Raw genomic sequence first — 21,358 nt, 5'->3', positions numbered from 1 at the left:
CGATCTAAGCATCAAGACGATTTCGGGAAAGGTGCCTTGGCGCACCCGCTTACTGATTGACGAGCTGCGAGCGCTCATCGAGCCCGACACGCGGGGCGATCCGCAGTCGCCGTGTTTTGGACCTGCAAGAGCCTGAGGAAGCTTGCCGGCGCGCTGTGCGACACCAGTCAGCAGATCGGGCCGCTCGCTGGTAGGCGAACTCCTGCATAAGCTCGGCTACAGGCTGCAAGCCAACCGCAACACGGGGGCGAACCATCCCGATCGCGACGCCCAATTCCACGACATCCACAACCAGGTCAAGGCGGCGCTGGCGGCCGGCGAACCGGCGATCTCGGTGGACTAAGACCAGCGAGGTTCAAACGTATCCCGCGTGGGCCCTATCATATCGAACGAGCGGCGCGTTAACTCAGTTCCCAGCGCTCTCCATTCGGCGACCGTCGATCGCATGCTCCAGCCACCCGACCTCCATTTCAGGTACGGAAGATAGCAGAAGGTCGGTATACGCGTCGAACGGCGGTGTTAGCACCTGCGTCTTCGAGCCGAAGCGGACCACCTCGCCGCGATACATCACCGCGATGGAATCAGCTATAGCCTTCACCGTCGCGAGGTCGTGCGTAATGAACAGATAAGCCACGTCCTCAATCTTCTGCAGACGAAGCAACAGCTTTAGGATTCCGTCAGCCACCAGCGGGTCGAGAGCGCTCGTTACTTCGTCGCAGATGATGAGCTTCGGCTTTGCCGCTAGGGCGCGGGCGATGCAGACCCTCTGCTTTTGCCCGCCTGACAGCTCAGCCGGATACCGATCGATGAAGCCCTTGCCCATCTCGATCTCGTCTAGCAGTTCGCCGACGCGGGCGTCGCGCTCTTTTCCTCGCATGCCAAAATAGAATTCGAGCGGCCGGCCAATGATGGTGCCGACCGTCTGGCGCGGATTCATCGCGACATCTGCCATCTGGTAGATCATTTGCAACTGGCGCAGGTCTTCCTTCGGCCGGTCGGCAAGCCGGTTGGCGAGCGGGCGCCCATCGAAGGTAACCGTGCCTTGCTCGGGCGGCAAAAGGCCGGTGATGGCGCGCGCCAGCGTCGACTTGCCGGAGCCGGATTCGCCGACCACGGCCAGCGTCTGGCCGGGATGGACGTCAACCGAGACGTCCTGCAAAACCTTCAAGGCACCGCCACCATATGCGGCTGTGACGTTCCTGACCGACAACAGAGGCTTCGGCGTCGGTTGCTTCTCCTCATGCTCGATCGAACGCACCGACACCAGCGCCTTAGTGTAGTCCATGCGCGGCGCCTCTATGATCTGCCGCGTTTCGCCGTGCTCCACCATCTTACCGTCTCGCAGCACCATAATTTCGTCGGAGACCTGGGCGACGACCGCGAGATCGTGGGTGATGTAAAGCGCCGCAACACCAGTGTCCTGGATTGCATCCTTGATGGCGGCCAGCACATCGATCTGCGTCGTCACGTCGAGAGCCGTGGTCGGCTCGTCGAAGACGATCAAATCGGGCTCGGAGCACAGCGCCATCGCCGTCATCACGCGCTGCAGCTGGCCGCCCGAGACCTGGTGCGGGAAGCGTTCGCCGATGGTTTCGGGGTTCGGCAGGCTGAGCTTCTTGAACAGCGCGACGGCGCGCTTTTCGGCTTCGGCGCGTGTCGCCGTGCCATGCAGCAGCGTGGCTTCCACCACCTGGTCCATCAGCCGGTGCGCCGGGTTGAAGGCGGACGCCGCCGACTGCGCGACGTAGCAGACCTCGCGGCCGCGCAGTTTGCGGAAACCTTCCTTGCCGCCCTTCAGGATGTCGCGGTCGTTGAGGATCACCTCGCCGCCGATGATGCGCACGCCGCCGCGGCCATAGCCCATCGACGACAGGCCGATGGTCGACTTGCCGGCGCCGGATTCGCCGATCAGTCCGAGCACCTTGCCCTTCTGCAGAGTCAGCGAGACATCGTGCACTAGGACGATGTTCTTTGGCGCCTCGCCGGGCGGGTAGACCGTGGCCTCGATGCGCAGATTCCTGATATCGAGCAGCACGCCTGGCTTGGGTTGTCCGGGCTTCGCTTTGCCGTCAGCCTTCATCCGCGTCCTCCCTTCAGGCTTGTCGTGCGATTGAGGATCCAGTCGGCGACAAGGTTGACCGAGATGGCGAGCGCGGCGATCGCCCCCGCCGGAATGAGTGCTGCGGCAATGCCGAAGACGATGCCGTCCTTGTTCTCCTTGACCATGCCCCCCCAGTCGGCGTCCGGAGGTTGCACGCCAAGGCCGAGGAAGGACAGCGTCGACAGGAACAGAACCGCATAGATGAAGCGCAGGCCGAGTTCGGAGACCAGCGGCGACAGCGCATTGGGCAGGATCTCGCGGAAGATGATCCACGAGCTGCCTTCGCCGCGCAGCTTTGCGGCTTCGACATAGTCCATGACGTTGATGTCGACGGCGACCGCGCGCGACAGGCGATAGACGCGGGTCGAGTCGAGAATGCCCATGACCAGGATCAGCGTCACCAGGTTCGTCGGCAGCACGGAGAGCACGACCAGCCCCATGATCAGCGTCGGGATCGACATCAGGAGATCGACCAGGCGCGACAGGATCGTGTCGAACCAGCCGCCGAACACCGCCGCTGAGAACCCCAGTATGGCGCCGAGCGAGAACGACAGCGCGGTGGCCAGCACCGCGATGAACAGAGTGATGCGGGCGCCGTAGATCATCCGCGACAACAGATCGCGGCCGAGATTGTCGGTGCCCAGCCAATGCGCCGCCGACATCGGCTCCCAGACGTCGCCGACGATCTCGGCATTGTCGTGCGGTGAGATCCAGGGGGCGAAGATCGCCGCCAGCACGAACAGTGCCGTCAGGATTATGCCGATCAGCGCGGGAATGGGGATGCGTTTGATATCGAGCATGCCCGCCCCCTATTTCGGATGTCGAAGACGCGGATTGGCGATGATCGCCGCTATGTCCGCGATGATGTTGAGGCTGATGTAGACGGCGGCGAAGATCAGGCCGACGGCCTGCACCACCGGCACGTCGCGCTTGGTCACGTGATCGACGAGGTATTGTCCCATGCCGGGATAGACGAAGATCACTTCGACCACGACGACGCCGACGATCAGATAGGCGAGGTTGAGCATGACGACGTTGATGATCGGGGCGATGGCGTTGGGAAAGGCATGTCTGCGGATGACGTTGAAGGCCGACAGGCCTTTCAGTTCCGCCGTCTCGACATAGGCCGACTGCATGACATTGAGGATCGCTGCGCGGGTCATTCGCATCATGTGGGCGAGCACCACCAGCGTCAGCGCCGTCGCCGGCAAGACAATCGACTGCACGCGCTCGCCAAACGGCATGCCGTCATAGACAGTCGAAATGCCGGGAAAGATCTGCCACTTCACGGCGAAGAAATAGACGAGCACATAGCCGATGAAGAATTCCGGGAAGGAGGTGGAGGCAAGCGCCAGTCCGGAGATCAGCTTGTCGACCCAGCCATTGCGGTAACGCACCGCGATCAGGCCGAGAATGATGGCCAGCGGCACGCCCACGACCGCCGCCCAGAAGGCGAGGAACAGCGTGTTCCACAGCCGCCCCTTGATCGAGGTCGCGATGTCCTGGCCGCTCGACATCGCCGTGCCGAGATCGCCCGTGAGCGCACCGCCGAGCCAGTGGAAGTACCTGATGTAAGCGGGCTGGTTGAGGCCGAGCTGCTCGCGCAGATTGGCGAGCGACTCCGGCGTTGCCGATTGTCCCAGAATGGCTTGCGCGACGTCGCCGGGCAGGATTTGCGTACCGGCGAAGATCAGGACCGATATGGCCAACAGAAGGACGATGCCCAGCGCAATGCGCTGGGCAATTAGCTTCAAGATGGGTGAGGACATAAGCATGCTTTTCAGGCTTGGAGCCAACATTGGGCCAACGCGTAGCCGTTGCACATATCCCGCGCTGGATGCTTCACGAAGCCTTTCACATCCGGCCCCGTTGCATCTATGAACTGGTTGAAAAACGGCACGATAACCCCGCCCTCGTCGCGCACGATGATAGACATTTCGCGATAGAGGTCCTTGCGCTTTTCCCGGTCGAGCTCGCCGCGTGCCTCTATGAGAAGCTTGTCAAACTTCTCGTTTTTGAAGTGCGTGTCGTTCAATTCAGCTGTCGACAGATAGGACGTCGAGTACATCTGATCTTGCGTTGAGCGCCCGGTCCAGTAGGAGGCATAGAAGGGCTGCTTTTGCCAGACCTCGGACCAATAGCCATCGCCGGGCTCACGCTTGACCTCAAGGGTGATGCCGGCCTTGGCGCAACTCTGCTGGTAGAGCTGCGCGGCGTCGACCGCGCCAGGGAAGGCAACATCCGAAGTGCGAAGTAGGATCGGCCCGCTATGGCCCGACTTCTTATAGTGGAACTTGGCTTTGTCCGGGTCGAAGGCACGCTGCTCGATGTCCCCGGAAAAAAACGGATAAGCGTCGTTGATAGGAAAGTCGTTACCTACTGCGCCATAGCCGCGAAGGATCTTGTCTAGCATTTGTTCGCGGTCTAAGGCGAGCTTCAAGGCTATCCGGACATCACTGTTATCGAACGGGGCGGTGTCGCAGAACATATTGAAGAGGTAGCAACCGCGGCCGGTCACATTCTGGATAGTGATGCCGGGGACTGGTTTCACCAGGTCCACGACCTTTGGCTCGACACGATTGATCATGTGGACCTGATTGCCTTGAAGGGCCGCAATACGTGCAGTGGCGTCGTTGATGACAGTGATTTCGACCTGATCGGCGTGGCCCAACTTGTCGCTTTGCCAATAGTCCTTGAACTTTTCGCCGACGTGCCGCACCCCCGGCTGGTTGACGGCGACCTTGTAAGGGCCGGCCCCGATGCCCGCGGCGGGATGGTCCTTGCCGCCGTTGGGCTGGATGATCAGGTGGTAGTCAGTCATAAGATAGGGCAGATCAACATTGGGTTCTTTGAGCGTTATCACGACGTCACGCCCATCGGCTTTGATGGCTTCGATCCCGCGAAGGATGCCCAAGGCGCCGGATTTCGACTCCTTATTGGAGTGACGCTCCAGCGTGGCGACGACGTCATCGGGGGTCACTTCCTTTCCGTTGTGGAATTGGATGCTTTTCCGAATCTTCAGAGTCCACGTCTTGGCATCCTTGGACGAGCCAACTTCCTCAGCGATTCGGTACTCAAGCCCGTTATCGGGGGTCACCTCCATCAGCACCTCGCCCCAACATCTGCCAAAGGTGATTGGAGGTGCGCCTGCTGGAAGCGCTGGGTCGAGACTGTCCGTGGCGCTACCGCCTTGAAGGCCAGCTTTCAGGACACCGCCCCTCTGGGGCATCTGCGCCATTGCGGTACCGGCAAAAAGCGAATTAGCCACGGCGGCGCTTACGCCGAGAGCCGTCGCACGCCCCAGAAACTCACGGCGGCTTAAACCACCTGCACTGGCGAGGTGGTTGAGATGGTCGAGTTCCTGCGACATCGGGATCCTCCTTATTGTTGATTTCCCTTAGCGCCGACATTGCGGGGAATTTGATGAGGGTACCAACCTCGCCGGGCGGCGTTGAGCAAATGTGTAGGCAATCAATGCAGGAATTGGGCGTCTTCTCGCCCAAGACGCATAATGACGCATTGGCTGGACAATTCGACCACAGCGAGAGTAGGGCTCAGTCGGACAGAAGTACGCCGGCGACGAAGCGCACACAGAAAAGTTTCACGCGGCCTCGTCGCCGCAACGGTTTACGGCCATAGGGGCGTCGTAGCCGAGCAGCGCCTTCACTTCGAGGAACTCCTCTAGACCCCACTTGCCATTTTCGCGCCCATTCCCCGACTGCTTGTAGCCACCAAAGGGCGCGGCTCTGTCGAACGCCGGATAGTTTATATGCACAGTGCCTGCCCGCATCCGGGCTGCCACACTGCGGGCGTGCGCCAGGTCCGACGATTGAACATATGCCGCCAAGCCAAAGATCGTATCGTTTGCGAGGCCGATCGCCTCTTCCTCATCCCTGTACGGCAGAATCGATAGAACCGGCCCGAAAATCTCTTCGCGCGCAATGGTCATGTCGTTATGCACATTAGCAAATATAGTGGGGCGCACGAAATAACCTCGGTTCAGATGCTCCGGCCTGCCAAGCCCGCCAGTGACGAGATCAGCTCCCTCTTGGATGCCGGCCTGGATAAAGCCCTGTATCTTGTCGAATTGGTTCTTATTGACTACTGGACCGATATTCGTTTTGAGGTCACGTACATTCCCGACGATCAACCGCTCTGCAACCGCCTTGGCAATCCCCTTCACCTCGTCGTGCCGGTCCGCGGGAACAAACATACGGGTGGGTGCACTGCAAGCTTGCCCGCTATTGCGCATTACTCCGAGCACACCCTTCGTGACAGCACTTTCAAAGTCCGCATCCGGCAGCAAAATGTTCGCCGATTTTCCTCCAAGTTCCTGTGCTACACGTTTGACGGTTCTCGCGGCTGACTGAGCGATCAAGATGCCGGCTCGGGTCGAACCGGTAAAAGACACCATTTCTATCCCGGGATGCGCTGAAATCGCCTCGCCTACGACAGCTCCCTCTCCTTGAACCATGTTATACACGCCAGCTGGCACACCGGCTGCATGCATGATCTCGGACCAGATAACGGCATTCAACGGAGCCACTTCGGAAGGTTTGAGCACCATCGTGCAACCCGCAGCAATCGCTGGAGCAACCTTCATTACGATCTGAAGAACCGGATAGTTCCAAGGCGTGATCAATCCCACGACTCCGATCGGCTCTCGGATAATCTTGGTCGTCCCTTGTAATTCTTCGAAACGATAGTTTTCTAGCACCTCTATGACCCCGCTAAGGTCAGCCGATGCCCGTTGCCACTCGCGCGCGATTTCCAGCGGCGCACCTAATTCAGTGCAAAGCACCAAGGCAATGTCTTCTTGCCTCTTATCGTATTCCGAAAGGATAGACCGAAGTATATCTACTCTGTCGCGCCGGGTAGTTGTAGAAAATCGAGGGAACGCCGCCCGAGCGGCAGCCACAGCGCGATCAACATCCTTTGGTCCGCCGCAAGCGATCCGCGTGAAAATTTCTTCAGACGAGGGATCAAACACGTCAATTAGGCGTGACTCCAGGGGTTCGACCCACTTCCCATTCACATAGTGTTCGCGTTCGTGTTGCAATTCTCGCTCCTGTTAACTCTTTGCCTAATTCTCTTGTGACGCCGAGTTTTCGCGAATTAGATACAAATTCACATATGGACCTTGGCGAACAACCTCAGGTTCAAGGAGAATCTCTGCTACGACGTCCGATCGCATCGTGGCGGCAACGACAATCCTTGTTCAGCTGGGGTGGATAAGGTCTGCCGCGCGCTCACCAATCATAATGCATGTCGCGTTGGTGTTGCCTGCAATGTGCGTTGGGAATATCGACGCATCCGCAACCCATAAGCCCTCAGTTCCCCGCACACGCAGGTCGGGAGTCACGACGGCCTGGTCATCGATGCCCATTCGGCAGGTGCCTACGGGATGGAATCCTGGCCCAGTCGAGTTGCGCACATATTCTTCGTCGGCCTCTCGCCCCGCTTCACTAGACGGCACGTCGATAAGTCGAAGTACATGACTGCCAAAGGGTGGCGTGGAAGCGAGCCGTCGAACCCAATCTAGGCCGAGCAAAACACCTCTTAGGTCGTCTGGATGATCGAGCAGGCGGGGATAAATAGCTATAGGGTCTCGGGGATTATTCGATCGAAGTGACAAATGGCTCTTGCTTTTTGAATGGTTCACATTGGCGTAGATCGTCACAAGATTTCGGGGCGGGATGTGTCGCCTCCCATTCTTCAACAAAAAACCGAAGGCCAAAAGATGGAACTGGAGATCTGGCACTTTTTGATCAGGGGTTGACTTGAGGAAAGCTATGACTTGCGCCAAGGACTCAGTGAGCACCCCCTTCCTTGCAAGAGCCCATTCTGCGAACGCCCGAACCCGTCCCAGCCCGGATGCGTAAGCGTTTCCGGTCTTTATATTCATCTCGGCCAGGACATGCAGGCACGGATGCTCTAAAAGGTTCTGCCCCACCTCGGGGCTTGCCACAACGGTTTTTATGCCATGCTTCGACAGTTCGCCGGGATCGCCAATGCCCGACAGCATTAGTATCTGTGGGGAATTCAATGCACCGGCACACAGCACGACGCCGCGTCGGGCACTTGCTTGGACGACCCGATCTCTGCGCGTAAAAACGACGCCCCTTGCACGATTTGTCTCCATGGTCACACTGTTGACTAAGGCGTCATCCATGATGATCAGATTAGGATCTTTCAGCAGCGGCCCAATATACGCGTCGAATGCAGAATGGCGCAGGCCCTTCTTCGTGGAGCCCTGATTCCAGGCAACGCCCTCGTGCGAGGCTCCATTGAGGTCGGGGTTATTCGGGACGCCCAAATTCACAAGGCTCTCGATGAATTTCTCGGCAACCGGAATGCGCCAGCGCAGCGTCGAAACGTGCAGGGGACCCATACACCCGCGATAGGGGTCATTGTCTGTATATTTATCCGCAGTCTCCATCTTGCGATAGTAAGGAAGCACCGAATTCCAGTCCCATCCGCTGTTGCCGAGCTTCCCCCAAGCGTCAAAGTCATCCTGTGCACCACGAATGAAGATCATACCGTTGATCGCGGAAGAGCCGCCCGGTACGCGACCACGGGGCCACGACTCCTTAAGCCCATTACGCGTTGGATCCGGCTCCGTCGTATAATTCCAGTCATATCGCTTGTTGCCGACGGTATACATCGACGATGCCGGGATTCGCGTCACGTGGAGTTTTTCGCGCTTGCCAGCTTCGAGCAGCAACACGCGGGCGCCCTTCTCCACGAGCCGTGCGGCGACTGGAGATCCCGCACTTCCCGAACCTACGACGATGTAGTCAAATTCCATTGTTTAACCCTGGTCGCTTCCTGGACAGGCTCAGTCCACACAATAGGCATTGAATCAGACGCGAAAGGTAATCTTCAACAGCAGCGTCCCCTGATGGATGACCGATCGGTCATCCATCAGCTCGGTGTGCGAAATCGACCCAGATGAAGGAGGTCGAGCGCGATGCGCTAACGCCTATGAGTTCACAAGGGTCTACACTCCGCGTTGCAAATCACGCCTTAAGCCAGCACTTCACAAACGCGTATTGGTCCATCAGCATAGCACGGCCACCGACAAACCCGCCGATCTTGTCCGAAGTCGCATCTATGGATTGGTTGAACATCGGAATGATCTCGCCGCCCTCGTCCCTTACCATGATAGACATCTCGCGATAGAGGATCTTACGCTTGTCTTGGTCGAGTTCTCCGCGCGCCTCGACGAGGAGCTTGTCGAATTTCTCGCTTACGAAATGCGTTTCATTCCAATCCGCCTTAGAATAATAGGTCGTGGAGTACATCTGATCCTGCGTCGGGCGTCCTAACCAATTGGTCGCGAAGAAGGGCTGCTTGTTCCAGACCTCTGACCAATAGCCGTCGCTCGGCTCTTTCTTGACGTCAAGCGTGATGCCAACCTTTGCGCAGCTCTGCTGAAAAAGCTGCGCAGAATCGATGGCACCCGGGAAGGCTGCGTCCGCCGTCCGCAGGACGATCGACCCGCTGTGACCTGACTTCTTATAGAAGAACTTGGCCTTGTCCGGATCGAAGACACGCTGCTCGATGTCATCGGAAAAGAGCGGGTAGGAGGCGTTAATGGGAAAGTCATTCCCCACTGCGCCGTAGCCGCGCAGGATCTTGTCCACCATCTCTTGCCGGTCTACGGCGAGCTTGAGCGCCATCCTGAGGTCCTTATTGTCGAAGGGCGCCTTGTCGCAGACCATTGCGAAATTGTAGTGGCCCGGGCCCGACCCGGTCTCGATCTTCAAGTTGGGCGAACGCTTGATAAGATCCACGACCTTGGGCTGGATTCCGTTGATGATATGGACCTGACCACCCTGGAGCGCAGAAATGCGGGCCGTGTCGTCGTTAATAACAATGATCTCTATCTGGTCGGCGAAGCCCATCTTGTCAGGCTGCCAGAAATTCGCAAAGCGTTCGCCGCCGAGACGGACCCCCGGCTCGTTGACGGTCACCTTGTACGGTCCCGCGCTCACGCCTTCGGTTGGGTTATCCTTGCCGCCGTTAGGCTGAATCACGAGATGGAAGTCGGTCATTAGGTAGGGTAGATCGGCGTTCGGCTCCTTAAGAGTGACTACGAAATCATTGCCGTCGGCCTTGAGGCTATCGATACCTTGCAAGACTCCAAGGGCACCGGACTTTGATTTCTTGTCAGCATGACGCTCAATCGTCGCCACCACGTCCTGCGCCGTCACGGTCTTTCCATTATGGAATTCCACGCCCTGGCGTATCTTAAAGGTCCAGACCTTAGCGTCTTTGGAAGAGCCGATTTCCTCGGCGAGTCGATGTTCAAGTTTGCCATCGTTCGTTACCGCGACGAGATATTCGCCCCAGCATTTGCCGAAGGTCAAGGGCACCATCATAAAATTCGCCGGATCAAGGGTTTGGGTGGCCTCACCGCCACTGACACCGCCTTTGATGAAGCCTCCCCGAACGGGACCCTCGGCTAGCGCAGCACTCGCAAGAAGCGAGTTGGCGAAGGTCGCGCTGACCCCTAGGGCCGCCGCGCGGCCGAGGAATTCACGTCGGTTTAACCCCCCTGCAGCGACGCGGCGGCTTAGATAGTCGAGTTCCTGCGACATAGGTATCTCCCATTTTTGTGAAGTGTTGCCCTGACGCAACCGATGCGGCTTGGGCTCACTTCCTACGAACTGAATGGTAAGCCAGCGCCAGTGGTCAACTTTATGCAAATTCTGCTTATGAACGCAGCAAATCAGCGTTTTTTTGCTCGATACGCATAATGGCCAGCGCTGGTGGCGTGACTGCCAGTTTCCCTCTGTAATGAGTTGTAGAAGCTGGGAAACGCCGACTGCTTATTGATCGCAAGCGACGAATTTGGCGACCCTCCCGCGATGCGAAGACGCGAGAGCCCGCCATATCTGCGCCGCAAACGTTATTGGGCGGGTTTTCAGGGCTCGGGCAGTTGGGTCGACATCCGCAAGTTCCAAGCCGTCATGTGCGGAAAGCATAGACATGTTCGGATATCCGACTGAAAAGCGCCAACGGCGCGCGCGGTCTGGAATACATTATCGCGCCTCGGGCACTGCCCTATTTGGTGCCAACCAGGAGTTCAAACAACGGCGCCAATGTGGGCCGCTTATCAAGGTCGTCTATGAACTCGCCGATCAACCCTAGCTGCTTTTCGGAGAACGACAACATCGACATTTCGGCACAAGCCTCCAGCTTCCGCATACCGTCGGCGAGAGAAGCCGGCTTCTCCGGATGCCCGAACGGCATGTCCACGCGAATGGAGCATTTTTCTCCAGACCTTAAATTCACCGTAACTGTTGTCGGCGAATTTCCGTCGCGCCCGTTTGTGTGATCGATCTCAGGATCGATCTCGACCTTCGTGACAGCCATGATCTTCCGTACAGCCGGATCCATAAGCGTTTCCTTGCGAAAATCGGCAATCGCGACGCTTCCCCGCTGCGCCGCCACAGCGACGGCGTAAGGCAGACTGAAACGCGCTACGACAGGGTCCTTTGGGCTCCACTTTTGGTCATGAGGCTGTGCGACAACGCTCCTGGCGCGCTGGTTCATTCCGAGTTCAATCGACACAATATCGTCACCCGTGAAGTTGTGCCTCTCACGTAGTTGAAGCATTCCATCGATCCCGTGATGCGTAGCCCTGCATGACGGCCAAGGCTTAAAGCTAATGGAAGCGTTCACATAGTCGGAACCAAGCCCGTCCATAAGCATCGCTAGCTCGTAGTCTGGTTCAAAGGCTTTGTAGAATCCAGATTTACCAAAGAAGGGCTCCCGCGGGCCATTAAAGCCCACCAAAGCTGAAAGGGCGGCCTCAAGGCCCGAGCGAGCACGCAATCCCTGCTGCAGCGCTACAGTGTGGGCGCCTTCCTCATACATTTGAAATTCGCCAGCAGCGTGCGCGTAAGCGATCCCGAACGCATTGCGCGTCGTCTGTTCATCAAGCCGTAGCAACTTGGTACTAACCGCCGTAGTGCCCCAAACGGCGACCATGTTGTCTCGGCCTGTGTCTATAGCATTGGAGGTGATGCTTCGCGCCAGACGAATATGCAGGTCGATAGCGGTCGCCAGGGCCGACAGCAAGTCGCCTCCGGTAATAGAAGGATCGCGTTCAGCCAGTGCCAACGCCGGCGGGACATTATACGCACTTGCATGGCAGCCATTAATGCCAATCTCGTAGGTATCATCAAAATCAAGGGCTCTAGCTGTCGTAGCGTTGATGAGTGCCCCCAAGCTCGATGGAAGCCTTTCTCCGGAAACCCAAATTGTGCATTCTGGCTTGCCACCGGATAAGGCCCCCAGTTGGCGCGCGCTGTGAGCAATCTGATCATTCGATCCTCCGATTGCACAGGCAATTGTATCGAGAATGGAGAGCTTAGCTCGTTCGATCGCTTTCTCAGGTATCGTCTGTAGTCCGGAATTGAGAACGTGCCGAATAATTCGCGTCGTAACATCCATTGCCAAACCTCCAAGCGATGCGGATCGAAGCCCTTGCGCGAGCAGGTCGATCTGATTGACTCGACACTTCGCCTCGAGACGATCTCGGGCGATCCTATCCATGCGACGAGGCCAGATGTCAGCATTGTAACGTAGGGCGCGTTAGCAGACGCTTTGCGCAATTCCCACCGGTTTCAACGCAGGAAAACTGCGTTCTTGATGTTTTCGTGCGCCACCTAGACTTCCAAAGAAGGGGAGATCGCCGACACGCAGGCGGTCACCTCGGCTGTGTTATTTCGGCACCGTAGTGCTCAAGCAAGGTAGGTGGCGCTGTTGCCGACGGCGGCCGAACTCGTGCGGCGAGCAAAATCTTCGAAATAAGAAAACACCGGCGAACTTTACCGCGATCCAAGGTCCGACTACCTTGTACCAGGTTGATGCGCTCGTGAAAGCAAGTGCCGGCTAACACTGGAAGCTGGCGAGTACCGTCGTTATTCCTCGATAGGCAGAGCAAGCGATGCCTTGATGCGATCCATTACGACCATCGTCTTAACTGCTTTGATATCAGACTCATGGAAAAATCGGCGGGTGAATGCCTCATACTCAGCCATATCCCGAACAGAGATCATGACAAGGAAATCGGCTTCGCCTGTTACATAATACGCACTCATAATCTCTGGCGTACGCCGTACCGCCTGCTTGAATCGATCAATGATGTCCACCCTGTCGCGTTCAAGGCTTATGGCCGCAAGCATGAGCATGGGACGACCAACAGCTTGGGGTGAGACGATGGAAACGTCAGCCTCGATAACACCTTCATCGCGCAATCGTTTCAGCCGTCGCTGACACGCAGTGGCTGAAAGGCCCGCAAGTTCGCCTAGCTCGGCCGTGGTGAGGCGATTGTCGCGCTGCACTGCATTGAGAAGCTTCCGGTCAACTCGATCCAGATCCATTTCACGTTCACTGCAAAAAGAGGGTCATTTGCGCAGAAAAACTGCTCGTCTCCGCACATATTAGCCTCACTTCCACAATGATCAACCCATAATATGATCCGATCAGCGAAGCCCTTTGCTCATTTCCCGGCGGCACTCCTCTTGTCCTTGATGAACCAGGCCCAAAAGTATGGTCGCCCGCAAGATGGCTGGACGGCTTCTCAAGCAAAGCCAGTTTTGTTGCCTTTTGAATGTAGAAATCGGGCAATCTGAGTAGAATCGGCAAATCTCTCTCACGCGAACACGGGTCTGATGACGAGCATGACGAATCATTTTCTTCCCTTGAGCCTTCTCAAGCGGGAGTTCCCAGCCACCAAAAACGCCGTTTACATGGATGTTGCCAATCAGGGGCTTATATCCAGGACGACACGCACGTCCATGGATCAGCACCTCGACAACAGACTGAATGGCCTGAATGACGAAGAAGCAATGATGGACCTTGTCGAGCGGACACGTTCGCGATTCGCTCACTTAATTGGCGCCGAAAAAGACGAAATCGCTGTCACGAAGAACGCATCGGAAGGCATTAATATCATCGGAAACGCGGTTCCTTGGAAGCCCGGAGACAACGTTGTCCTCTGCCGGGAATTGGAACACGCGAATAACATCTTACCTTGGCTGCAACTCAGGGACAGACACCGAATTGAACTGCGGGTGGTAGAGGCTCATGGCGGTGCAATCCCCTGTGACGCAGTTACAAAGGCCATCGACGCTCGCACCCGTGTTGTCACACTGTCAACGGTCACGATGATCCCAGGCTTCAAGACAGTGATGGAGCCGATTGCCGAAGCTTGCAAGCGGGTCGGCGCTTTCCTTTTGGCCGACGCATCCCAATCAGTTGGTATCCTCAACACTGATGTCGCTCGGCTGGGTGTAGATGGTTTGGTGGCATCAACCTACAAGGGGTTGATGGGCCTGTACGGCTTAGGATTTCTATACTGTCGCCAGGAATGGGCTGATCGGCTAAGTCCGGTCTACCTTGCGCGATTCAGCGTCGACATGGGGAACGCGCCAGAATCGGCCCCCATATTCGACTCGATAAAGTTACGCGCCGGCGCGCCCCGCTTCGAAATCGGCCACTACAACTTTCCAGGCGTCATAGCGGCCTACGCATCAATGGGTCAGCTGATGGAGATCGGCACACCGGCTATTGAACAAGCCGTCACATCGGTCGCCAAGAGGCTGGCGTCAGGCCTGCTGGAAATTGGTCTGCCCGTCTGCGGCGGTATCCCAGGGGACCACACTGGAAGCATTGTAGCTCTTGGGGACCCGGGGAACATTGGCGGCTCGCCCGCAGCTGACAACCGCATCCGGCTGCTCCACGAGCACTTGTTGAAGAATCACGTGATCGTCTCAATACGCCGGGGCATGCTGCGCTTTTCGCTGCATCTGTACAACACGGCCGATGAGGTCGATCAAGTCGTACGCCTCACCAAGGATTGGTTGTCCTAGCAGCCAATTTGCGTCTTAGAAGATAGGAGTATTTATGCCGTCGATAAGCTCACAGACCGTCGCGCTCCTCCAGCAACTGATCAGAATTGAGAGCATCAACCCTTCGGCGTCAGCACAAGGGAGTGGGGAACAGAAGGTCGCCGCATTTCTTGAGACCTTTTGCCATGAGCGAAATTTGCCTTACAAATATCACGAGGTAACCGACGGCCGCTCGAACTTCTTAACCTGGGTGCCAGGGCAGGACCCCACCAGGCGCGTCTTATTCATATCCCATATGGACACAGTGCCCGTTGATAATTGGACGGCAGACCCTTTTTCTCCGGAGGAAAAGGAAGGAAGGATATATGGCCGAGGAAGTTGTGACGACAAGGGCCCTTTGGCGGCAATGTTGATCGCTCTAAGCACCCTCGGAGAGCGAAAGCCGCGAGCCACGATCGTCTTGGCCGCAAGCGTGGATGAGGAGTACCGCAAGAAAGGAGCGCGAGCGATCGCTCAATCAGGTGTTTCATACGACGCAGCTGTGGTCGGTGAGCCCACGGACCTGGAGCTCGTCGTCGCACATAAAGGTTCGGTTCGCTGGCAAGTCGAAGTGGAGGGTGTGCCCGCCCATAGCTCCAAGCCTCATCTGGGAGTCAACGCCATAACAGGAATGGCCAAGGTTATTTTGGCGCTCGACAAAATCAATGAAACCTTGTCCCAACGCGTACACCCATTGGTGGGCCCCCCCACCCTCACAATCACTCTGATCGAAGGTGGAGCAGAACTGGCGACCGTACCGCCGTCATGCCGTGTCTGGATTGACAGACGCCTCATTCCGGGAGAGCGACCGGCAGACGCTCTGCAAGAGGTGGAAAACATCTTGGAAGGGTTGCGCACGGGTGCTGACAAAATCAAGGTGCGGTCATTGCTGCCCGCTTTGGAAGATCCAGCCCCCCTGAGCGCTGAGGAGACTAAAATTGCCGCGGTGTCAGCCAAGGCGTGTTATGAAGTTGCCGGGACTGGTAAGTACGTTGGTGTGCCTTATGGTACGGATGCTAGCCAGCTCTCTTTGGCCGGGATTCCCTGCGTTGTTCTCGGCCCGGGAAGTATCGATCAGGCCCATACAACCGACGAGTTCGTCGAGATAGACCAGCTGGCCAAAGCCGTCGAAATATACCAAAAGATTATGCTGAGCTACTAGAGCGCGTCCGGTTTGATGTGGATCACAGCCTTCGGCCTTAACCTAGTTCTGGCATTCGGCTGGGGTGATGGTCGACGAGCGATCCTGCGGCGTTCCAAAGGACCGTGGTTGTGCTCTCGGCTTTGGCGCGCATAAGAGCCTCGAGCTGTGAGAAGGCGTTTTCGATCGCCTCGCGTACGCAGGCGGCCTTGTGAGCAGGCAGGTTGTTCATGGTGACGACGTCGCCCTCCGACAGGTCGGGATCAGAACCTGCTCGACTACATAGGCCAGGAACACGCTGCCGTTCATGGCGCCGGGCCTCCTGGTCGACAGCCCGGTCTTATCAATCAACACGAGCTTCGCCGGATCGAGATCGACCTGACCATCGAACCAGGAACCAGGCGCGACGGCGCTTCAGGATGTCGGGGCGGTCCTGTTCCAGCACGTGTGCGGACTCTTTTTGAACGTCCACCCGTGGCGGCGAAGTTATGTGCTCAGCACTGCGGCTGATCCGCACCGACCACTCGCACCCCAGCAGCTCGACCATCTCGCTCAGATTGATGTCCTTTGCGCTTATGGCCTATTTCCCAGCGCCCTTTTTCACCGCGAATTCCATTGGCGGGGTGTTGCCCGCGCTGAGTGTGTTCTGTCGCGGCTGTATTCCTCCTTCTCTGTTGCTGTCCGCGCTTGCCAGAGGGTGGAGAATAGCGTGGTCTCCTTCAAGCATTCGCGCGACTTGCGGCGGGCATCGGCGGTCCTCATTCCCTCCTCCTGCCTCTTCAAAATCGCGACTACTTGTTCTTCCGCGAACGTGAATGTTTCGTTCGTCCCCCTCCTCGGACCGGGGCGGGCTCTGCCAAAACTGGAGAGCGTCAAGCTCTTTGGTCAGACGCAGTGACTTTGACGGAATCTCCACTCTTAGCCAGCAATCGCCGATTATATGCGTCCACAGCGAAAACGCGCTCATTTTCAGCGTTCGGGGCCCGGCAATTCGCGCAAGGCGGTCCACTGATCTTAATATTATCGTCAAAGCACTAGGGGGATATACAGGTTGCCTGTCCCGGCATCTAGGCTCTGAAAGCGATTACAAGCTTACCTGTTCCAAGACCGAAGGCGTGATGCAGACCCCGCATGGCTCATGGGATGAGTACGTTAAAAAGGAGATGGAAGTGAGTGTTGGTGAATTTCACAGCCTTATCACGGCGCTCGGCGTCGGCAATTGTGCAGGAGGTAGAGCGTGACTCAGGATCTAAAGGGCCGAACTGCCATCATCACGGGATCAGGCCAAAACATCGGAAAGGCAATTGCTCTAACTCTGGCTCGTGCTGGCGCGAATATCGTTGTTAATGGACTTCGCGATAAAGATAAAATTGAAACCGTGGCAGCGGAGGTCCGCGCGCTTGGTGTCGAATCCTACGCTGTCCTCGCAGACGCGGCCGATCCAGACGCAATTGCCCATGTCGTGGATGAAGCGGCCAAGCATTTCGGGTCGGTCGACATTGCCGTCTCTAATGTGGGAATCAGGCCTCATCAAGCGTTTACAGATATATCTGTCGACGATTGGCAGAAGGTAATCAACATCGACTTGAACTCCGCTTTCTACCTTGCGAAGGCCGTTGTGCCCCACATGCGCAAGAAACAATTTGGACGAATTATCCATCTTTCGGGGTCAGAGGGAGTGATCCCAATGCCGAACCGAGCCCACGTCAATGTGGCAAAGGCGGGTATGCTCATCTTGGCAAAATCAATTGCGCTCGAGCTCGGTCCCGACGGGATAACAGCCAATTGCATATGTCCCGGCTGGATCGATACGGATCGAGATATGAAAAACTATCCGGACCTTCAAAACATATACCGACACGCAAGAGAAACATTGCCGGCGCGCCGCCTAGGTACCGTCGAAGACATTGCGAACGCCTGCTTGTACCTCGTGTCGGAGATGGGCGGGTACGTCACTGGCAACACAATTTACGTCGATGGCGGCGACTCCATGCTTTAACTGTGCATTGCCTCGACTGTCGATGTCGCAAGCATGAAATAACTCGGTTTATTAGATCGACTAATGTGCGTTGGAGATAATGTCGATATCGGCACCTCGTCCCAGCCTAGCGCCGGGTTCCACCCCGGCGATTCGGTAGCGCAAACGAGCGCCTTATTACAGAAGGTAGGGACCCCTCACCCGACCACATAAGTCAAGAGATGAATATGTCCAAAAGGAGCTGGAAATGAGTGTAGCGCGTGATCTCGCCGAAGTAGCGCTTGCGGTGGATTTTAATGAACTACCCGATAATATTGCGCGCCATTCGAAGCATCTACTTATTGATGCTTTTGCTTGTATTGTCGGAGGCTTTAACAGCCCCACTGGACGTATTTGCCGTGGTTTCGCCCATGAGATGCAAGGGCCCGCGCAGGCTACGATTTTGGGTGAGAACACGCGTGTTCCATTGCGGGGAGCCATACTCGCCAATCAAGGAATGATGCGCTTTCTCGACTACAACGATACGGTGGCAATTTCCCTCGTAGCGGGAGATGTTGCCGGGGGGCATCCAAGCGGTTCGTTGCCGACCGCCATCGCGGTCAGCGAGCTAGTTGGTGCTTCTGGCAAGGAGTTTCTAGAAGCCTTAGTAGCCGGCTATCAAGTCTACGGCTGCATGCTCGAAGCCCTCACGATTTCGCTCGAAGCGCGAGGCTTTCATCATGGCTCGCTGCACCCATATGTCGGGGCCGCAATTGCTGGCCGGCTCATGGGGTTGAATGCCGAACAAATAGCGAATGCAATGGGGATTGCGGGCAGTCTTTCAGTCGGCCTTGATATTCTCGACGCCACGGGGGAAGAATATGTAATGACGAAGAATATAGCTGACGGCGTACTTTCCGAAATGGGTTTGTTCGCGTGTCAACTGGCCGCCAAGGGATTTACAGGGCCAGAGCGAATTATTGAGGGGATCAAGGGCTTTGGTCATACAATCCTTGGCAACTCGGTGGACTATTTGCCAAAATCGTTGGGCGATCGGTGGTTTATTTCAAGGGTGGAGATCAAGAACGTGCCCGCGGAATCAACCACGCTAGGCCACCTGGAGGCAACGACGACCCTGGTTCGCAACCATAATCTTAGCCCCGACGACATCGAGAAGATCACTATTCGTACCAATAAACGCGCCGTCGTACACACTGGGGATCTGGTGAAAAAATATCCAAGAAACAAGGAATCCGCCGACCATAGTTCTTACTTTCTTACGGCGATGGCGGTGCTTCACGGGGATATCACCCCGCTCATTTACGAAGAGAACAACTTTACCGATCCGCGAGTACGGAGTTTGATCGATCGCGTGGAACTTGTACATGGTCCCGAGTTCGATGCCAACCTGCCAGCCGCCGAAGTGCGTATCCGAACGCGCGATGGGCGAGAGCTGCACCAACGAATTGACCCTAAAGATCTGAAGGGAGATCCTAGCAATCCGATGACAGATGAGGACTTGCGGACGAAATTTTTGCTCTGTGCAAAAGGTAAGCTGCCCGAGTCGCAAGTCGATAAGATTATTGATAGGTGTCTGGAAATTGAGCATGCTGACCAGTTCTCAAGTATCCTTCCTCTGCTCACTGTCAATTGACCTAAGTTATTAGGGGTCAATAGAGAGGCGGTTCGGGACGCGATCGCATTTCTTTATCCCGCTTGCGCGAGCCGATGGCGCGGATTCAGCTCTCGTCACGTCGCAGGACATGGTGCTACTTGAAACTGCCTGCCGACTTTGAAGCTGCAGGCATATCATAGGCATCGGGCCTCGGTTGACAACGGCAAGGAAGCGTTGCCACGCGACCTCGTCCCAAGTTCGATTGTTGCTCCAATTAACGAATCCAAACAAAGGCGCTTTGGTCATCATGCGAGGCATCGGGTCGAAAGAGGGCAAGGGCCTCGACGTTGGCATCCCCGTGGATGACTATAACGTTGATCTGCCCTATCTGGTGACCCACTTTCAGCTGATCAACAAACCGACACCACCAGGCCTGCAGGGTGACGATCAAAGAACCGGACGTTCGGCGGACCGGCCAAAAGTCCACCGACTTTTGGCAATGCTGTGGGACTGGGCGTATTTTCTTCATCGAAGATGGCCCTGAGACGGGTTGAAGGCCGTGCCATTGCGTACCCTCGCCGCGCCTGTTTGCCAAACTGGTGTAATCCGTGGGCTGGCGGGTTATCGATCCGCGACGCATCGAAGATCTTTGGTCGGTCCGGGAAAGCCCTAGCCAGGCAGGCATGACAGCGGCCTTCTCGGCGCGCTTCGAACAGACCCTGGGCGAGGTCGATGCTCGGGCACATCGTCAACGCCTCTCGCTTTGCTGCACCAGACCAGATCAAGGCATCGCAGATAGAAGGCGAAGCTAATTGCCCACCCAGCGAGGCGGCACAGTGCGTCGTCAGTCGTCGTCGATGTCCGGGTACTGCGGGGGAGCCTTGCCGATCTTGCTGATGATCCTCGGATAATCGGCATCAGGCTGCGCCTGCCCTGTTCCAATAACTTCAACGCGGAAGCGCCACTCGTTACCGTAGTCGTACAAGAACGTCGTTGCCGAGCCCACCTTCTGGAAAGCTGTGATAACGCGCGTGCCCTTCACGCTGCGAGAGCCGCTCCCTCGCCGAAGAGTTTGAACCGCTGGGCGAGCCGAACAGCTTTCCTGTCAGCTTTGAAAATAAACCGTAGGCGTGGTCCATGTCGAAGCCAAACGCCGCGCGTTGGCGCCGCTTGATGAACAACCGCTTCGGGGCAGCGAAACACCCAGTGGTAGGCGTTGCTTCCTTCAATCCGCACGGTTCTCATCGGAGGCGGTGACCTTGGCCCGGGGCAACGCCGCGACGGCCTTGTCGCACTGGGCCACGAACGCGCCCTGCGAACGGCGCAACATGTTCAGCAATACGCCCTGACTGTTTGGTGAGACCGAAAAGGTTCGCGAACGCGCGCTGCAGCCGCTCGTAGGACGGCCTGGAAAGTCTTGAGATAGGTCGCTAGATCGCTCGACAAGCTGGTGCTGCAGCAAAGACATTGGTCGGGATGATGATCGATGATGGGATCGGCATCCTCACCCATGGCGCGGCTGTGACCTTCGTGACCCGCCTTGGCGCCGCCAGGCTTTGCCCTGTCCCGACGCTCCTTGCGATCGCTCGAAGGTGGCTTGGATGACGTGCGGGATGTCTTCTCTGGCCGCTGCATCCGA

The 21,358-nt window shown here is 56.9% G+C and carries 14 protein-coding genes and 3 pseudogenes; 5 read left to right on the top strand and 12 right to left on the bottom strand.

Going from position 1 to position 21,358, the window contains the following annotated elements; genetic code table 11:
* Nucleotides 1–52: 52 nt before the first annotated feature.
* Nucleotides 53–340, top strand: a pseudogene (locus AC0ZT5_RS29850) (ISAzo13-like element transposase-related protein); the annotation flags it as partial.
* A 66-nt stretch (nucleotides 341–406) separates the two neighbouring features.
* Here the strand turns inward: AC0ZT5_RS29850 and AC0ZT5_RS29845 are convergent.
* The 9 genes from AC0ZT5_RS29845 to AC0ZT5_RS29805 all read right to left on the bottom strand — a co-directional run bounded on the left by AC0ZT5_RS29845 (nucleotide 407) and on the right by AC0ZT5_RS29805 (nucleotide 13,497).
* Nucleotides 407–2,080 (bottom strand): ABC transporter ATP-binding protein, encoded by a 1,674-nt coding sequence (locus AC0ZT5_RS29845; RefSeq protein ID WP_488499356.1) that lies wholly within the window; start codon nucleotides 2,078–2,080, stop codon nucleotides 407–409.
* Nucleotides 2,077–2,901: an ABC transporter permease gene (locus tag AC0ZT5_RS29840; RefSeq protein WP_488499355.1), complete on the bottom strand. Its 825-nt coding sequence runs from the start codon at nucleotides 2,899–2,901 to the stop codon at nucleotides 2,077–2,079. Before AC0ZT5_RS29840 ends, AC0ZT5_RS29845 begins: the two co-directional genes overlap by 4 nt.
* A gap of 9 nt (nucleotides 2,902–2,910) precedes the next feature.
* Nucleotides 2,911–3,870 carry an ABC transporter permease gene (locus AC0ZT5_RS29835; protein WP_488499354.1) on the bottom strand — a complete coding sequence of 320 codons (960 nt, stop codon included), beginning with the start codon at nucleotides 3,868–3,870 and terminating at the stop codon, nucleotides 2,911–2,913.
* Between the two features lie 11 nt (nucleotides 3,871–3,881).
* Entirely contained in the window at nucleotides 3,882–5,471 is a 1,590-nt protein-coding gene (locus AC0ZT5_RS29830; protein WP_488499353.1) for an ABC transporter substrate-binding protein, read from the bottom strand.
* Between the two features lie 231 nt (nucleotides 5,472–5,702).
* On the bottom strand, nucleotides 5,703–7,160 hold the full coding sequence (locus tag AC0ZT5_RS29825; RefSeq protein WP_488499352.1) for an aldehyde dehydrogenase family protein: 1,458 nt from the start codon (nucleotides 7,158–7,160) through the stop codon (nucleotides 5,703–5,705).
* Between the two features lie 159 nt (nucleotides 7,161–7,319).
* Nucleotides 7,320–8,909, bottom strand: a complete 1,590-nt coding sequence (locus AC0ZT5_RS29820; RefSeq protein WP_488499351.1) for a GMC family oxidoreductase — start codon at nucleotides 8,907–8,909, stop codon at nucleotides 7,320–7,322.
* Nucleotides 8,910–9,120: 211 nt separating this feature from the next.
* Nucleotides 9,121–10,704 (bottom strand): ABC transporter substrate-binding protein, encoded by a 1,584-nt coding sequence (locus AC0ZT5_RS29815; RefSeq protein WP_488499350.1) that lies wholly within the window; start codon nucleotides 10,702–10,704, stop codon nucleotides 9,121–9,123.
* Nucleotides 10,705–11,170: 466 nt separating this feature from the next.
* The gene (locus AC0ZT5_RS29810; RefSeq protein WP_488499349.1) at nucleotides 11,171–12,565 is read right to left on the bottom strand and encodes an MmgE/PrpD family protein; all 1,395 of its coding nucleotides are present in this window, start codon (nucleotides 12,563–12,565) and stop codon (nucleotides 11,171–11,173) included.
* Nucleotides 12,566–13,035: 470 nt separating this feature from the next.
* Entirely contained in the window at nucleotides 13,036–13,497 is a 462-nt protein-coding gene (locus AC0ZT5_RS29805; RefSeq protein ID WP_488499348.1) for an Lrp/AsnC family transcriptional regulator, read from the bottom strand.
* 300 nt (nucleotides 13,498–13,797) lie between these two features.
* On the opposite strand from AC0ZT5_RS29805, the gene AC0ZT5_RS29800 reads away from it, so the two are divergent.
* Complete coding sequence (locus AC0ZT5_RS29800; protein WP_488499347.1) at nucleotides 13,798–14,988, top strand: aminotransferase class V-fold PLP-dependent enzyme; 1,191 nt, start codon at nucleotides 13,798–13,800, stop codon at nucleotides 14,986–14,988.
* A gap of 34 nt (nucleotides 14,989–15,022) precedes the next feature.
* Nucleotides 15,023–16,168 carry a M20 family metallopeptidase gene (locus AC0ZT5_RS29795; RefSeq protein ID WP_488499346.1) on the top strand — a complete coding sequence of 382 codons (1,146 nt, stop codon included), beginning with the start codon at nucleotides 15,023–15,025 and terminating at the stop codon, nucleotides 16,166–16,168.
* A 37-nt stretch (nucleotides 16,169–16,205) separates the two neighbouring features.
* On the opposite strand, the pseudogene AC0ZT5_RS29790 reads toward AC0ZT5_RS29795, so the two are convergent.
* Nucleotides 16,206–16,715 (bottom strand): annotated as a pseudogene (locus tag AC0ZT5_RS29790) (transposase); the annotation flags it as partial.
* A gap of 669 nt (nucleotides 16,716–17,384) precedes the next feature.
* Here AC0ZT5_RS29790 and AC0ZT5_RS29785 point away from each other — a divergent pair.
* Nucleotides 17,385–18,146, top strand: coding sequence for an SDR family NAD(P)-dependent oxidoreductase (locus tag AC0ZT5_RS29785; RefSeq protein ID WP_488499345.1), 762 nt, complete (start codon nucleotides 17,385–17,387; stop codon nucleotides 18,144–18,146).
* 226 nt (nucleotides 18,147–18,372) lie between these two features.
* Nucleotides 18,373–19,758 (top strand): MmgE/PrpD family protein, encoded by a 1,386-nt coding sequence (locus AC0ZT5_RS29780; protein ID WP_488499344.1) that lies wholly within the window; start codon nucleotides 18,373–18,375, stop codon nucleotides 19,756–19,758.
* Between the two features lie 805 nt (nucleotides 19,759–20,563).
* On the opposite strand, the gene AC0ZT5_RS29775 is transcribed toward AC0ZT5_RS29780, so the two are convergent.
* Nucleotides 20,564–20,761 carry an IS1096 element passenger TnpR family protein gene (locus tag AC0ZT5_RS29775; RefSeq protein WP_488499343.1) on the bottom strand — a complete coding sequence of 66 codons (198 nt, stop codon included), beginning with the start codon at nucleotides 20,759–20,761 and terminating at the stop codon, nucleotides 20,564–20,566.
* Between the two features lie 313 nt (nucleotides 20,762–21,074).
* Nucleotides 21,075–21,354: pseudogene (locus tag AC0ZT5_RS29770) on the bottom strand (IS66 family transposase); the annotation flags it as partial.
* Nucleotides 21,355–21,358: the final 4 nt, after the last annotated feature.

This window comes from Mesorhizobium sp. CNPSo 4670 (assembly GCF_057784235.1).
This window is presented reverse-complemented; position numbering and strand designations above follow the sequence as displayed.